The sequence below is a fragment of the Brachybacterium sp. AOP25-B2-12 genome (assembly GCF_052378625.1).
In the GTDB taxonomy this organism is placed as follows: Bacteria; Actinomycetota; Actinomycetes; order Actinomycetales; family Dermabacteraceae; genus Brachybacterium.
On record NZ_JBQSXW010000007.1, the window covers coordinates 125,504 to 140,572 of the forward strand.

General features: G+C 73.7%; 13 protein-coding genes. 4 read left to right on the forward strand and 9 right to left on the reverse strand.

The window, feature by feature from the left end; all coding sequences use genetic code 11:
- The first annotated feature begins 17 nt into the window (after positions 1 to 17).
- Positions 18 to 1,490, forward strand: coding sequence for a flavin-containing monooxygenase (locus tag ACT3TZ_RS07385; protein WP_444582756.1), 1,473 nt, complete (start codon positions 18 to 20; stop codon positions 1,488 to 1,490).
- On the opposite strand, the gene ACT3TZ_RS07390 is transcribed toward ACT3TZ_RS07385, so the two are convergent.
- The 8 genes from ACT3TZ_RS07390 to ACT3TZ_RS07425 form a co-directional block, all read right to left on the reverse strand.
- On the reverse strand, positions 1,382 to 3,235 hold the full coding sequence (locus ACT3TZ_RS07390; RefSeq protein WP_444582757.1) for a cytochrome c oxidase assembly protein: 1,854 nt from the start codon (positions 3,233 to 3,235) through the stop codon (positions 1,382 to 1,384). The genes ACT3TZ_RS07385 and ACT3TZ_RS07390 overlap by 109 nt on opposite strands.
- Complete coding sequence (locus tag ACT3TZ_RS07395) at positions 3,232 to 3,624, reverse strand: fluoride efflux transporter FluC (RefSeq protein WP_444582758.1); 393 nt, start codon at positions 3,622 to 3,624, stop codon at positions 3,232 to 3,234. The genes ACT3TZ_RS07390 and ACT3TZ_RS07395 overlap by 4 nt, the downstream gene beginning before the upstream one ends.
- Positions 3,621 to 4,175 carry a FluC/FEX family fluoride channel gene (locus ACT3TZ_RS07400; protein ID WP_444582759.1) on the reverse strand — a complete coding sequence of 185 codons (555 nt, stop codon included), beginning with the start codon at positions 4,173 to 4,175 and terminating at the stop codon, positions 3,621 to 3,623. Before ACT3TZ_RS07400 ends, ACT3TZ_RS07395 begins: the two co-directional genes overlap by 4 nt.
- A 16-nt stretch (positions 4,176 to 4,191) precedes the next feature.
- Positions 4,192 to 5,724, reverse strand: a complete 1,533-nt coding sequence (locus ACT3TZ_RS07405) for a dihydrolipoamide acetyltransferase family protein (protein ID WP_444582760.1) — start codon at positions 5,722 to 5,724, stop codon at positions 4,192 to 4,194.
- Positions 5,725 to 5,932: 208 nt separating this feature from the next.
- The gene (locus ACT3TZ_RS07410) at positions 5,933 to 6,916 is read right to left on the reverse strand and encodes an alpha-ketoacid dehydrogenase subunit beta (RefSeq protein ID WP_444582761.1); all 984 of its coding nucleotides are present in this window, start codon (positions 6,914 to 6,916) and stop codon (positions 5,933 to 5,935) included.
- On the reverse strand, positions 6,913 to 8,076 hold the full coding sequence (locus tag ACT3TZ_RS07415) for a thiamine pyrophosphate-dependent enzyme (RefSeq protein WP_444582762.1): 1,164 nt from the start codon (positions 8,074 to 8,076) through the stop codon (positions 6,913 to 6,915). The genes ACT3TZ_RS07410 and ACT3TZ_RS07415 overlap by 4 nt, the downstream gene beginning before the upstream one ends.
- Positions 8,077 to 8,421: 345 nt before the next feature.
- Complete coding sequence (locus tag ACT3TZ_RS07420) at positions 8,422 to 9,708, reverse strand: MFS transporter (RefSeq protein ID WP_444582763.1); 1,287 nt, start codon at positions 9,706 to 9,708, stop codon at positions 8,422 to 8,424.
- Between the two features lie 615 nt (positions 9,709 to 10,323).
- Positions 10,324 to 11,607, reverse strand: coding sequence for a Gfo/Idh/MocA family protein (locus ACT3TZ_RS07425; RefSeq protein ID WP_444582764.1), 1,284 nt, complete (start codon positions 11,605 to 11,607; stop codon positions 10,324 to 10,326).
- A 287-nt stretch (positions 11,608 to 11,894) separates the two neighbouring features.
- Between ACT3TZ_RS07425 and ACT3TZ_RS07430 the strand changes: the two genes are divergently transcribed.
- Positions 11,895 to 12,725, forward strand: a complete 831-nt coding sequence (locus ACT3TZ_RS07430; RefSeq protein WP_444582765.1) for a spermidine synthase — start codon at positions 11,895 to 11,897, stop codon at positions 12,723 to 12,725.
- 47 nt (positions 12,726 to 12,772) lie between these two features.
- Here ACT3TZ_RS07430 and ACT3TZ_RS07435 read toward each other — a convergent pair whose 3' ends face one another.
- Entirely contained in the window at positions 12,773 to 13,909 is a 1,137-nt protein-coding gene (locus tag ACT3TZ_RS07435; protein WP_444582766.1) for a histidinol-phosphate transaminase, read from the reverse strand.
- A gap of 45 nt (positions 13,910 to 13,954) precedes the next feature.
- Between ACT3TZ_RS07435 and ACT3TZ_RS07440 the strand changes: the two genes are divergently transcribed.
- Both ACT3TZ_RS07440 and ACT3TZ_RS07445 read left to right on the forward strand, forming a co-directional pair.
- Complete coding sequence (locus ACT3TZ_RS07440) at positions 13,955 to 14,344, forward strand: phage holin family protein (RefSeq protein ID WP_444582767.1); 390 nt, start codon at positions 13,955 to 13,957, stop codon at positions 14,342 to 14,344.
- A gap of 75 nt (positions 14,345 to 14,419) precedes the next feature.
- The gene (locus ACT3TZ_RS07445; protein WP_444582768.1) at positions 14,420 to 14,818 is read left to right on the forward strand and encodes an NUDIX domain-containing protein; all 399 of its coding nucleotides are present in this window, start codon (positions 14,420 to 14,422) and stop codon (positions 14,816 to 14,818) included.
- Positions 14,819 to 15,069 lie beyond the last annotated feature (251 nt).

Below are 15,069 nucleotides of genomic sequence, written 5' to 3' on the forward strand. Positions count from 1 at the left end.
CCCCGGAAGGCGCCCCGATGTCCTCTCACCCCGAGAACCCGATCCCCACGCGCGACACGGTGCTCGTGGTGGGCGCGGGCCCGGCGGGACTCGCAGCCGGTGCCGCCCTGCAGGCCGCCGGGGTCCCCTTCCTCATCGTCGATCCCGGCCAGGACGTGGGCGGGATCTGGAACGGCGAGGCGCAGTCCCCCGTGTGGCAGGCCATGGCCCCCATCACCTCGCGGGACCTGACGCAGTTCGAGGACCTGCTCATGCCGGCGTCGTTCCCGGCCTTCCCGAGCGCCGAGCAGCTCACCAAGTACCTGCGGGCCTATGCCGCCCGCCACGACCTCACCGAGCACTTCCGTCCCGGCGTGACCGTGCGCACCGCCGTTCCCTTCGACGAGAACGTGTGGCAGGTGGAGCTGTCCACCGGTGAGATCTCCGTGTACCGGGCGCTGATCGTGGCCACCGGCACCAGCTCGGTGCCCCACCTGCCCACCTGGGCGCGCGGTGTCGCCGACCGCGAGCTGGGCCGGGAGGTCCGCGTGGTCCACGCCCGCGACTGGAACGGGGCCCAGGGCCTCGAGGGCCGTCGCGTTCTGGTCGTCGGCTCCGGGCAGTCCGCCGCGGACATCGCGGTGGACGCCGCGACCCGTGCCCTCGAGGTGCGCTGGTCGATCCGCACCGGGCACTGGGTGGTGCCGCGCAGCATCGCCGGGACCCCCGGGGACGTGGCCGTCGCCCGTGAGCCCGCGCTGCTGGGCCCCCTCAACGCCCGGATCGCCGAGACCGTCGTGCGGCGCACCGTGGGCGCCCCCGAGAAGGTGGGGCTGCCCGCCCCGCAGGCACCCCTGCTCGAGGACCGTGTGATCGTCTCCGACGACGTCCTGTCCCGCATCCAGGAGGGCCGCGTGCGTCCCGCCGCGGACGTCTCGGCCCTCGAGGACGACGGCGCGGTGCGCCTGGTCGACGGCTCCCGCCTCGAGCCCGACGTGATCGTGCTGGCAACCGGCTACCAGGAGGGCGCGCAGTTCCTGCCCGCCGACCTCCTGCCCACGAGCGGCGCCGGGACCCGGGACCTGTTCCTGGGGGCCTTCCCGCGCGGCCGCGACGACCTCGTGCTGCTGGGCCAGGTGCGGGTGGCCGGGAGCCCCTGGCCGCTGCTGGCCCAGCAGGCGCGGATCGCCGCACGCTTCCTGCGTGCCGTGCGCGACGGCGACCCGGGCGCCGAGGCGTTCCGGCGCCTGCGACGCGGCAGCGACGACGCCGTCCCGGCGCACGCGCCGCGAGCCGATGGCCGCCCCGAGGAGGGCCTGCGCGGCCGCCTGGCCGAGGGCCTCGAGCGGATCCAGGACCTCTCCCGGCGCCAGGCGACCCCGCGGCGCGTGCTCGAACCCGGTCAGCTGCCCTTCGTGGATCGCGGCGACCTCGCGGCGCGGCTGCGCGCCGTCGAGACCGTGCTCGGCGAGGACTCCGCGGCGGACCGCCTGCCGGCGCCGCCCCGCTGAGAGCTCGCGGGGATCCGCGCCACCGCGAGCGCGGCGATCACCCAGAGGACCGACCACACCAGCAGCGCCCATCCGGCACGCTGCTGATCGACCAGGGCATCGGCCAGCCAGGGCCTCCCGGTGGCGCCGAACCAGGACGGCGCCGCGACGGCACTGCCGGTGGCCAGGACGATCCCCGCCCCGACGAGGCACGCCCCGGCGCCCGCGACCGCCCAGGAGCTGGTGCGGATCGCGGCGGCCAGGAGGGCGCCGAGCGCCGTGCACCCGACGAGCAGGGCGAGATGGCCGATGTGGGACTCCAGGGCGAGCCGCAGCAGCCCCGTCGCGTAGACCGCGGCCGGGAGCAGCACCGCGAGGGCCCCGGCCGCGGTGGCACGCATGGCGACGGGCACGCGCGCGGGCCATGTCAGGCCGCGTCCCGCGGCGATCCCCAGGAGCGGCCCCGCGACCGTCAGCAGGGCCACGTGCAGAGCCAGGTGCGCGCTGAAGAGCACCTTCGCGTACACCGCGAGCGGACCGGAGGTGAGCACGAGCAGCGCCGCGACGCCGGCGAGCAGCACGACGGTGCGGCGGCGCGGCCGCGCGGGGGCGGTCGGCCACCACCACGCCAGGACGATCACGAACACCGCCGCGAACGCGAACGCATCCGGGCGCCACGCCGACAGGACGTGCACGAGGGTCGGGGCGGCCGGCAGCGGGTAGTCGGTGAGGGTCTCGGCGGCCGTGGTGCCCACGAGGGTCTGGTCCGCCGGCGGCGGCGAGCTGCTCATCGCCGCCGCGAGCGCGACGGCGAGCCCGATGAGCGCGAGCTCGAGCAGCGCGAGACGGCGGTAGAGCCCCGCGTCGAAGCGCCCGTCGGCCGCCAGCAGCCGTCGCTGCAGCACCCCGGCGCCGGCGAGCACGAGCAGCAGCACCGACTTCATGAGCCCCAGCTGCACGTAGGCGCTGGTCAGGATGTCCTCGGGCCCGTTCATCCGGACCACGAGGGCCCAGGTGCCGCTCGCGGCCAGCGCCACCCAGCACGCCAGCGCGAGCCGCGAGTAGCCGCGGATCACGGCGCCGTCGTCGCGGCTGCGGGCGGGCAGCAGCTGGAGCATGGCGAGCCCTCCCAGCCACACCCCCACGGCCAGCAGGTGGACCAGGATCGTCGAGGTGGCGGTCTCGTGGCCCACGCTGCCGGAGGCGTGGCCGGTCATCGCCTTGGCGGCGATGCTCGCCGCGGCCCCGACCGTCACCAGGCGTGCGGCGCCCCGCGTCGAGGCGCCCGCCGCGAGCGCGGTGGTCAGCGCCGCGAGCACGAGGCTCGTCAGCAGCCAGGCGCCGAGGTCCGTCGTGACGTAGACGCCCAGGTCGGAGCCGAAGTTCGGGGATCCGATGGGCTGGCCCGTCGCCACGGCATACCCGACCAGCAGGGAGGCCAGCTGTGCGACGGTCCAGATGCACGCGGCGATCATGAGGACCGACAGGGCGCGCCGGCGGTCCTGGGGGTCGCGCAGCACGAAGCCCGCGACGACGGCGCCGCCGAGCACGAGGCTGCCGGTCAGGTCCGAGACGAGCGCGGTGACGGGCGCACCGTGGCGGGCGATCGCGCCGGCGTTGGCCAGGACGATCGCGGCGGGCCCGCCGGCCGCGGCGGCGGCGATCACGGAGATGGCCGCGAGCACCGCGAGGACCAGGACGACGCCTGCGATCACCGGGCCTTGCGGCCGGATCGGGGTGCTGTCGCCCTTCGGGCGGGCCGTCACGTGGCGAGCACCAAGCCTAGCCACAGCGCGGCCATGCCCGCCCCGGCCGCGACGAGCACGTATCCCAGGGCGATGACGGGGGCTCCACGACGCACGAGATCCACGACCTCGAGGGCGCCGGTGCTCATCACCGACAGGCTCCCGGCCAGCCCCACCGCGAACAGCAGGTAGAGCAGGTCCCCGAGGCGGGACGAGGAGGAGCCGACGAGCGCGGCGACGATCCCCAGCAGGAAGCAGCCGATCACGTGGGCGACGAGGGTGGGCCAGGGGATCGACGGCGTCGTGGGGCGGCCGCGCAGCCGCACGGACAGCTCGATGAGGCCCCAGCGGCCGAGGGCGCCGAGAGCACCGCCGACGGCGACCGCGAGGACGGCGGCCAGCGCCATCATCGTCCCGCTCCCGTCCGGCGCGGGGCGGATCGTCGTCCCAGCCGGCGCCCCAGCAGCAGCCCTGCGACGATGCCCGTCACGGCGGTGACGACGGTGCCCACGCCGTACTGCAGGCCCACCAGCGGGAAGTCCGCGCCGACAGCGGCGGAGATCTGGAGCACGACGGCCGAGACGGTGGTGAAGCTGCCGCAGAACCCGAGGCCCAGGAACGGCTGCATCCAGCGAGGGACCCGCGGGCGCACCTCGAGCACGCCGGTCAGGGCGCCCAGCCCCAGGCAGCCGAGGAGGTTGGCCAGCAGGGTGCCCCACGGGACCTCGATGAGGGTGGGGGTGTAGGTGGCCGGGAGCAGCAGCTCGATGGACCAGCGGGCCAGGGCGCCGAGGGCGCCGCCGCCGGCGACCAGGAGTGCGACCTCACGGGTCGTGAGCGGACCGCGGCGCGATCGGGTCGGGCCGTCCCCGTCCTCGGGATCCCAGGGGATCGCGATGGCGGCCATCTCGACCGTGTGCATCCGCGGGTCCTCGCGGCGCGGTCGGGGCTCGGTGGTCACCGTCCCAGGGTACGGGTCAGCCCCACACGAGTCCCATCTCGGGTTCCTCGAGGACGCGGGAGATGTCGCGCAGCAGCTCGCTGCCCAGCGCCCCGTCGATGAGGCGGTGGTCGAAGCTCAGGGCGAGCTGGGCCACGCGGCGCGTGACGATCTGGCCGTCCGCGACCCACGGCTTCTCCTTGACGGCGCCCAGGCCCAGGATCACCGACTCCCCCGGGTTCAGGATCGGCGTGCCGGAGTCGATGCCGAACACGCCGAAGTTCGTGATGGTGATGGTGCCCTCGCGGGTCGCGGCCAGCGGCGTGCGGCCGGCGCGGGCGGTGCGGGCCAGTTCGCTGATGCCGTCGGCCAGCTCGCGCAGGGTCAGCAGGTGGGCGTCCTTGATGTTGGGGACGATCAGCCCGCGCGGGGTGGCGGCGGCGATCCCGAGGTTCACGAAGTGCTTGTAGACGATCTCCTGGGCGGCCTCGTCCCAGGAGGCGTTGACCTCGGGGTTGCGGCGGATCGCCACGAGCAGCGCCTTGGCGACGATCACCAGCGGCGAGACGTGCACGTCGGCCCATTCCCGCTCGGCGCGCAGGCGGGCCACGAGGTCCATCGTGGCGGTCATGTCGATCTCGTTGAAGACGGTGACATGGGGTGCGGTGAAGGCGGAGGAGACCATCGCCTCGGCGGTGCGCTTGCGCACCGAGCGGATCGGGACCCGCGTGGTGCGCTCGTCGCTCGTGACCCCGGGGAAGGCCTGGTTGCGGCTGGACTTCATGGACTCCCCGAGGCCGGCGGGGGCCTGGGGCGATTCGTCGGGGAAGTAGTCGCCGGTGCTCTGGGGCACGGCGGGCGTGCCCGAGATCGCGCGCTGCTGGGCCGCGAGGACGTCCTCGCGGGTCACGGTGCCGCCGGGCCCCGTCGCCAGGACGTCGGCGAGCGCGATCCCGAGGTCGCGGGCGAGCTTGCGCACGGGGGGCTTGGCGAGCACGCGGTCCAGCGGGACCTGCTGCTCGTCGTCCTGGGCCAGCGCGCCGCGGCGGCGGCGACGGCGCGGCGCCCCGGACTCCCGGGAGCCGTAGCCGACGAGGTTCTTGGGGGCGTCGTCGCTCGCGGCGGGCTCGGACGTCTCGTCGGCGGAGGGCTCCCCGACGGCGGCCTCGGCGACCGCGGCGTCGACGGCGGAGGCGGTCTCGGCGGCGGTGGGGTCGGGCTCGACGGGCGCGGACGATCCGTCGGCGGGCGCGGCGGGATCGCCCGCCCCCGGAGCTGCGGTGGCGGGCGCGTCCCCTGCGGCCGAGGCGGCAGGCACGGGCCCCCCGTCGGTGTCGACCTCGACGAGCGGGGCGCCCACCTCGACCTCCTCGCCGACGGCCACGAGCACCTGGGTGACGGTGCCCGCGACGTGGCTGGGGAGCTCGACGGCGGACTTCGCGGTCTCGACCTCGACGATCGCCTGGTTGATCTCGACGCGGTCGCCGACGGCCACCTTGATGTCGATGATCTCGGCCTCGGTGAGGCCCTCGCCGGGGTCGGTGAGTCGGATCTGCACGAGGTGGGTCATGAGCTGAGCCTTTCGCGGGGCGGACGGGGCGTGAGGTCGAGGCGGGCCGGGCGGACGGGTGGTGCCCTGGCGGTCAGGGCCTGCGGTCCGGTCGGGGTCTGCGGTGGGAACGGGGTCTGCGGTCGGATCGAGGTCTGCGGTTCGGTCGGATCGGCGGGCCCGACCGGAGGTGCCGGCCCGATCGGATGCGCCGCCCCGGGAGGTCGGTTCAGCCGGCCAGGACGCGGTCCACGCCGTCGAGGACACGATCGAGGTCGGGGAGATAGGACCCCTCCATGCGCGCGGGCGGGTACGGCGTGTGGAAGCCGCCGACGCGCAGCACCGGTGCCTCCAGATGGTAGAAGCATCGCTCGCTCACGCGGGCGGCGATCTCCCCGCCGATCCCTCCGTACACGGGGGCCTCGTGGACGATCACGAGGCGGCCCGTCTGCTGCACGGAGGCGGCGATCGTGTCGATGTCCAGCGGCGAGATGCTGCGGGCGTCGATGACCTCGAGGTCGATGTCGTCCTCGGCGGCGGCCGCCGCGGCCTCGAGCACCAGCGGGACGCTCGGTCCCCAGGCCAGGAGCGTGGCGTCGGTGCCGGGTCGGACCACCGCCGCCTGGTGCAGGCCCAGCTCGGGTCGGGTGGACGTGTCGACGTCGCCCTTGACCCAGTAGCGGCGCTTGGGCTCCAGGACGATCACGGGATCCTCGGACTCGATGGCCTGGCGGGTCATCCAGTAGCCGTCCTGCGCGGTGGCCGGGGCGATGATCCGCAGGCCCGCGGTGTGGGCGAACAGCGCCTCGGGGCTCTCGGAGTGGTGCTCGATCGCGCCGATCCCGCCGCCGTGCGGGATGCGGATGACCAACGGGATGTTCACGCGACCGCCCGTGCGGTAGTGCATCTTGGCGACCTGCGTGGTGATCTGGTTGAAGGCGGGGAACACGAAGCCGTCGAACTGGATCTCGCAGACGGGGCGGTAGCCGCGGAAAGCCAGACCCACGGCGGTGCCGATGATCCCCGCCTCACCCAGCGGGGTGTCGACCACACGCTGGGCGCCGAACTCGGCGAGCAGCCCGTCGGTCACGCGGAACACGCCGCCGAGCACGCCGATGTCCTCGCCCATGAGCAGCACGTGGTCGTCGGCCCGCATCGCGTCGCGCAGGCCCGCGGTGATCGCCTTGGCGATCGGGAGCTGGGTGGTGGTCATCGGCCGGCCTCCTCGGTCTGGGCGTCGGCGGCGTCCTCGAACTGGTCGAGGTAGGCGTCGAAGCCTGCCCGCTCCTCCTCCACGAGGGGGTGGGGCTCGGCGTAGACGTGGTCGAACAGGGTGCGGGGGTCCGGATCGGGCATCGCGTGGATGTGCTCGTGCAGGCGCATCGCGAGGTCGTGCCCCTCCTCGTCGCAGCGGGAGACGAAGGCCCGGTCGATCTCGTCGGCCTGCTCGAGGTGCAGGCGCAGGCGCAGGATCGGGTCCTTGGCGGCCCACTCCTCCTCCTCGGCGCGGGCGCGGTAGCGGGTCGGGTCGTCGCTGGTGGTGTGGGCGGCCATGCGGTAGGTGAGCGCCTCGAGGTAGCGCGGGCCCTGCCCGGCGCGCGCGGCGTCCAGGGCGATGCGGGTGGTCGCGAGGCAGGCCAGCACGTCGTTGCCGTCGACGCGGGCGCTCGGGATGCCCCAGCCGCGGGAGCGCTGGGCCAGCGGCACCCGGGACTGCACGGAGGTGGGCACGGAGATCGCCCACTGGTTGTTCTGGGTGTAGAAGACCACCGGCGCCTGGAACGAGGCGGCGAAGGTGAAGGACTCGGAGACCTCCCCCTCGGAGGAGGTGCCGTCCCCGAACAGGGCGAGGACCGCGGTGTCGGTCTCCGTGTCCCCGGTGCCGACGACGCCGTCGCGCTGCAGACCCATCCCGTAGCCGACTGCGTGGGGCGTCTGAGCGCCGAGCACGATCATGTACGGGTGGGTGCGCAGCTCGTGCGGGTCCCATCCGCAGTGGGAGATCCCGCGGTACATCTCCAGCAGCCGCATGGGCTCGATGCCGCGGGCCCAGGCGAGGCCGTGCTCGCGGTAGGTCGGGACGAGGTAGTCCTGAGGACGGGCGGCGTGCCCGGCGCCGATCTGGGCGCCCTCCTGGCCCAGGGCGCTGGCCCACAGGCCCAGCTGACCCTGGCGCTGCAGGCTCGTGGCCTCGAGGTCTGCGGCGCGCACGATCACCATGTCGCGGTAGAAGCCGCGAAGATCGTCCGAGGTCAGGTCCGAGATGACGGGGTCGAGCTCGTCGTGCGGCGTGCGTGTGCCGTCCGGGGCCAGGAGCTGGACCAGCGGTTCCTCGGCGGGGTCGGCGGGGATGGTGGTGCGGAAGACGCTCACGGGATCACACCCTAACCTACGGTTCCGTAAGGTCAAGGGAGGCGGGGGACGTCACAGGCGTCGGCGCGGGGTCGCCCGGCGGTGGCGGCGGGGCACCTGCACGGGATGCCGCCGGGGACGGCACCGGGCCCGCATCGTGCGTGCCGGGGACGGCCGTGGGCCCGCGTCGTGCACGCCGGAGGCAGCCGTGGGCCCGCCTCGGAGACGTCCGTGGGCCCGCGTCGGAGACGTCCGTGGGCCCGCGTCGTGCGCGCCGGGCAGGACCAGCACGCGGCCTCGGCCGCTCCGAGCCGGACCCGACCGGCTCGGTTCGCCCCGGCCGGCTCGACCCATGGCGCGCTCCGCTCAGAGCCTGCGCCATCGGCCGTTGTGCCACACCTCGCGCCACGAGGGCACGGTGCGCCCGACCTCCGCCATCCGCCGGCGCAGCGCCCGCCGCGCACCGAGCATGCCGATCACGCCCACCGCCAGCAGCGGCAGCTGCACGGCGAAGGCCAGCCGGAACGCCGTGAACTCGCTCGCCCCGGCGCCGCGGAACGCATCGAGCAGCAGCCCGATCAGCAGCACCCCGAGGAGGGCGCCGGAGAACGCGCCCATGATCACCACACCGGTCGCGGTCCCCAGGCGCTGCCCGGGCAGGGCCGTGCGCGGGAAGTCGAAGCCGACTCCCGAGCCGGGACCGCCCACGGCGAAGCCGATCACCATCACCACGATCAGCCACAGCGGCGCGGGCCCCGGCCAGAGCACGATCGCCAGCAGCGGCAGCGCGTGCCCGGCGGTGACGATCAGCACGAGGGTCGAGCGCCGCAGGGGGTGACGCTGCGTCATCGCCGCGATCAGAGGCCCGGCGAACACACCGGCGATGACCAGCACGCTCATGACCGCGGACGCGGTCGCCAGGCTCAGCCCCTCCCCCTGCGTCATGTACGGGAACCCCCACATGAGCGCGAAGACGATGCCGGGGAAGCCTGCCGTGAAGTGGGACCAGAAGCCCAGGCGCGTCGCGGGGTGGCCGATGATCGCGGCGATCTCCGAGGGGATCCGCCGCAGGCCGCGCGAGACCGGACGGGGCGTCCCGGCCGGGGCGCCGCGCACGAGCACGACGGCGATCACCGCGGCCCCGAGCGACACCGCGGCCGACGCCGTGAACGCCGCGGTCCACCCCTGGGAGTGCAGGAGGGCGAGAAAGGGGATCGCGGAGAGGATCTGCCCGGCCTGGCCGATGAGCCCGGTGAGCTGGGTGAACAGTGGCACCCGGCGCGCCGGCAGCCATGCGGAGACGAGCCGCACCGCGCTCACGAAGGTCAGCGCGTCGCCGCTTCCGACGACCACACGGGCGAGGATCGCCAGGCCCACGTCGTCGCTGTGGGCGATGAGCACCTGCCCGAGCGCCATGAGCAGCGCCCCGGCGGTCAGCGTGACGCGGGAGCCGTAGCGGTCCAGGAGCAGACCGGCAGGGATCTGCCCCAGCGCGTAGACGAGCAGCTGGACCACGACGAACACGGAGACGACCGACGCCGACGCGTCGAACCTGCTCGCCGCCTCGGTCCCGGACACGCCCAGGGTGGTGCGCTGCAGCACGGCGGAGGTGTAGGCGAGCACCCCTGCCCCCCACACCACGTATGCCTTCACCGGACCAGGGTGTCACAGGGGCGGGTCCCGGGTCCGGCGGTCCGGGTGGGCGGCGCAGCCAGGTTCTGCACCTGGCCTGAGGCGCCCCCGCCCCAAACGGCGGCACGTCCGGCCCCGGCGTGCTGGCGCACCCGGCCATCGGCGTCGGCGGACTCGGCCCCGAGCCGGGGGCGCACCCGTCCTTCGGCACGCTCGACCCCGGGCCGGGATCGCCCTCGACCACCGGCACGTCCGGCCCCGGGCCGGGGCGCACCCGTCTCACGGCACGTCCGGCCCCGGGCGCCCTTGGCGACGTCCGATCGGGGGGCACGGGACGTCCTCACTCAGTACGCCCGTATATGGGCCCACCTGAGCGAGGACGTCCCGCCCCGGGGGGGGAAATGACCGGTCCCACCCGGGGGCCGGACACCAGCGACGCGCGCCCTTCTGCCCATCGGCGCTCGAGCCCGTTCAGCACCGGAGATCGGGCAGGCACGGGACGTCCTCGCTCAGCAAGCCCGAACATGGGGCCTACCTGAGTGAGGACGTCCCGCGCCCAGGGGGAACCGGGAGCACGTGACGGGACGCCGACCCGACGCGCCTGCACCGGAGCCACCATGACGCACCCGGCCCCGCTCACTCCGCCCGTCCGGCCTCCACCAGCGCCTCGAGCTCCGTGATCGCCAGCGCCTCGGCGTCGGCGTCGAGATCCTGCACCGGCAGCGGGCACTCCCCGAGGTCCGGGACCTCCAGGCGCACGCCGTCCTCGCGCATCGACCGGTGGGCGATGATGCCGGGCAGGGTGTAGCGGGCTGCGCGCCAGGCGTTGACCACGGGCTGCGTGCCGGACACGACCGCCTGGGCGAAGTCGTCGACCAGGAAGTGGTGGGCGCCCTCGTGCCCGTTGGGCAGGCCCGCGAACTCCTCGGGCAGGCGGTCGCTGAGATGCACCGAGGCCATGCCCGCGACGAAGGCGTCGCGCAGGGCCGGGGACACGTTGGCCAGACGCGGGTCGTCCAGGCTCATCGTCGCGTCGGTGCTCACGAGCCCCGTCACATCGACGACGTGCTCCTTGTCGTGCACGTAGGTGACGTCGACCGTCTCCTCGAAGCTCGCCTCCTCGCCGAAGAAGCGGAAGCGGGACTCCCGGATGTGCGAGGGGTAGCCCACGCGGCGCAGCTCGTTGGTGCGGAAGGCGCCGCCGTTGTCCATGCCGAACAGCGCGAAGGCGTTGGACACGTCGTTGTCGAACTGGGAGACCTCGCGGTCGAACACGCCGTCGCCGCGGGTGTCGGGCCGGCCCAGGCAGGAGACGGACACGGCGTGACGATCCCCGAGGACGCCGAGCACCCCGCCGATCGAGTGGGTCGGGTAGAGCATGGGCGGGTAGGAGGCGGTGGCCTTCCACTCCTCGCCGCCGGAGTACTTGTAGGCGTCGTAGAAGCCGAGGTCCATGTCGTGGACGTAGTCGCCCTCGGCGTAGAACACCTCGCCGAAGGCTCCCGCGCGGTGGAGGCGACGGCCCAGCACGACAGCGGCGTTGTACTGGCTGGTCTCACCCATCATGTACACGAGGCCCGTACGCTCGACCTCGGCGGTGATCGCCCGGATCTCGTCCTCGTCGATGGACATGGGCACGGCGGAGTACACGTGCTTGCCCGCGGCGAGCGCCTGCAGCGCGATGGTGCCGTGGGTCCAGCGCTGGGTGAAGATCGCGACGGCGTCGACGTCCGAGGCCAGGAGCTCCTCGACGGTGTCGAAGCGGCCCGCGAACCTCGACTCCTGGGCCTCGTAGGCGTCGATGCGCTCGGGGACGGAGTCGACGGCGTAGACGGCGTCGATCTCGGGGTGGGCTGCGAAGAGCTGGGCGAAGTGGGTGCCGAACTGGCCGATCCCGATGATGCCGAGACTGAAGGGCATGTTGTTTCCTCTCTGAAAGTATTGCCGTGGACCAGCGTATGCGGACGGGGCGCTGGCGTCCACGACCTCACGGGACTCACGGAGACGTGATCCGAACCACCGTCCCGCAGGAAAGACGTCGGCACGGCGCACCGGGGACTGCTCGCGGTGGGCGATGCCCCGCGAACAGCGGCGCGGTGAACTCCGGGACCTCATGTCCGGTCCCGCGCGGCATCATGCATGCTGTCCCTTCACGCCGCTCCCCACCCGAGCTGATCGGCGCACCGTTCGACCTCACGGAGATCCCCATGACCCAGGTCCGTCTCAGCGTCTCCGGGGCGAGCGCACGGATCGTGCCCGACACCCTCGACGCCGCGCCCGACGTGCCGGGATCATCGTGGATCCTCGAGATCGACGGCCGCGAGCAGTCGCACGTCGACCTCGCCGATCCGACCTCGATCCGGTACGAGTACCTGCGGCGCATCGCGAACGTCCTGGACACCGCCGCAGCAGCCGCCGCACCCCTGCGCATCCTGCACCTGGGCGCGGGTGCATTGACCCTGGCGCGCTACGTCCAGGCCACCCGGCCCGGATCGCCCCAGGTCGCGGTCGAGCTCGAGCGCGAGCTGCCGGATCTGGTGCTCCGCGCCCTGCCGCTGCCGGCAGGCGGCGACGTCACGATCCTGGTGGCCGATGCCCGCGACGCCGTCGAGGCCATGGACGACGAGATGTTCGACGCCGTGGTCCTGGACGTGTTCGATGGTGCGGACTCCCCCGCCCATCTCGCGACCGAGGACTTCTACCGCCTGCTGCTGGACCGCCTCACGGCACGCGGCGTGCTCGTCGTCAACGTGGGCGACGAGCCGGGCCTGCGGTTCTGGGCCGGTCAGGCTCTCGCCCTGGCCGATGCCGCCGACGCCGCGGGCTGCGCGGGCATCTGGACCCTGGCCGATGCCGGCATGCTCGCGCTGGACCGCGAGGGCAACCTGGTGCTGGCCGCGGGCCCCGGGGTCAGCCCCGAGGCCCGGTCCTGGGAGGAGGTCGAGGCGCTCGCGGAGCGCTGGCGCCATGCGGGCCCGCACCCCGCCGCGGTGCTGGATCCCGAGGAGACCGAGGACCTAGCCGGACGACTGGCCTGAGCAGGCCGTTGTCCTCGCGCCCGGCACCCCGAGCGGCGCTGCGCCCCTCAGGCTCCGATCCACTCCCCCGCGATCGCGAGGAACCGGTCGCTCGCCTCGGGCTCGGCGATGGTCACACGCACGCCGTCGTCCCCGTAGCCGCGCACGACCAGTCCCCGCGCGTCCGCGAAGCGGGTGAACTCGCCGCTGCGGGTCCCGAGCGGGAGGTAGACGAAGTTGCCCTGGGAGTCAGGCAGCTCCCAGCCCTGGGCCTCGAGGCCGGCGAGGACGCGGGTGCGCTCGGCACGGACAGCCGCCGTGCGGCGATCCAGCTCCTCGCGCGATGCCGGGGTGAGGCAGGCGAGAGCCGCCGCCTGGGCGAGAGTCCCCGCCCCGAAGGGCACTGTGACCTGCGACAGCGCCCGGGCCAGTCGCGGGTGCGCGACGGCGTAGCCGATCCGCAGGCCGGCGATCCCCTGGACCTTGGAGAAGGTGCGCAGCAGCACCACGTTGGGGTGCGCGGCGAGGATCGCGGCGGTGTCGGGACGACGCTCCGGATCGACGAACTCGCGGTAGGCCTCGTCGATCGCGACGACGACGTCCTCGGGCACCCGCCCCAGGAAGTCCTCGATCTGGGCCCCGGAGAGCGCGGGACCGGTGGGGTTGTTGGGCGTGCACAGGATCACCAGGCGCGTGCGGTCGGTGACGGCCGCGGCCATCGCGTCGAGATCGTGCGCGAGGCGGTCGGTGAGCGGGACCCGCACGGACGTCCCCCCGTGGGTGCCCACGAGGATCGGGTAGGCCTCGAAGGAGCGCCACGCGTAGACCACCTCGTCGCCTGGGTCGACGAGCGCCCGCACGAGATCCCCGGTCACGGCGACGGACCCGGTGGACAGGGCGATCCGTGAGGGGTCCACGCCGTGCTCGGCGCCGAGGGCCTCGCGCAGCGCCGCCCCGGCCATGTCCGGGTAGCGGTTCAGGCCGTCGATCGCCCCGAGCAGCGCCTCGCGCACGGCCGGCAGCGGCGGCAGGTGCGACTCGTTCGAGGAGACCTTGAAGCGGTGCACTCCGTCGTCGGCCGGGGGCCGACCCGGGATGTAGGCCGGGAGCGCGTCGAGCGCCGCGCGCAGGCGGATCCGCTCGACAGGGGCTTCCGGGGCTTCCGGGGTGGCGGGGACGGGGGTCGTGGGATCGGAGGAGGTCACGCGCACAGGGTAGGCGTCCCCAGGCGCCGATGGGACACTGGGTCCATGCGCTTCATCGGCCACCTGATCATCACCGCGCTCGCCCTGTGGGTCACGGCGCTCATCCTGCCGGGCATGCACCTGGGCGACGACTCGGCGCCCCTGCTGACCCAGATCCTCACGATCCTCGCGATCGCGCTGATCTTCTCCCTCATCGACATGCTGATCCGGCCGATCCTGACGTTCCTGTCGTTGCCGATCACGTGCGTGACCCTGGGGCTGTTCCTGCTGGTCATCAACGCGCTCATGCTGTTGCTGGCGAGCTGGGTGTCGGGCCTGTTCGGCCTGACCCTCACGTTCGACAGCTTCTGGTGGGCGCTGATCGCGGGTGTGATCGTGGGCCTGCTGACCTCGATCGTCGAGGCCTTCGCCGGGGACGGCAGCAAGGAGGACTGAGCCGGATCGGCGTCCGAGCGGTCCGCCCGGATCCCCCCGCACCGCATGTCCCGTCCGCCATCCCCAGGAGATCGCATGAGGCATCGCAGTGTCGCGGTGGTGATCGAGGGCGGGGAGCTGCTGGTGATCGCTCGCCGGAAGGACGGACGGGCGTACTCCGTCCTGCCGGGCGGTGGCGTGGAGGCCGGTGAGACCGCGCGTGCGGCGTGCGTCCGCGAGCTGGAGGAGGAGACGGGCCTGCACGGAGTCGTCACCGCCGAGCTCCGGTCCCCGCCGGCCGTGTTGGCATCGACCACGTACTTCCGGGTGCGCGCCCCGCACCGGGCACCCGTCCTCGGTGGTCCCGAGGTCGCGCGATCCAGCACGACGAACATCTACGCACCCCGATGGGTGGCACTTGCCGAGCTGGAACGTATCCATCTCGTGCCGGACCATGCCCTGGCCATCGTCCGGACGCACCTCGCACTCGGCTGATCCCGCCTGGGGACGCGTCGCGCGGACGTCCATCGGTCGGGGACCGCGCGGAACAATGCCTCGGCGCGCCCGGTCCACGTCGTATCCCCAGGCCCCTCCTGTCACGACCCCCGGTCGCCGACGATCACGCATCGTCCGTGGGAGATCCTCCATACGTCGTCCAAGTCTCGCCCCATCTGTTGGAGGGGCAGAACGCGCGGCCCGGCACCGACCGCTGTTGCGGTGATCTCGATCCTCGCGCTGACGGGGTG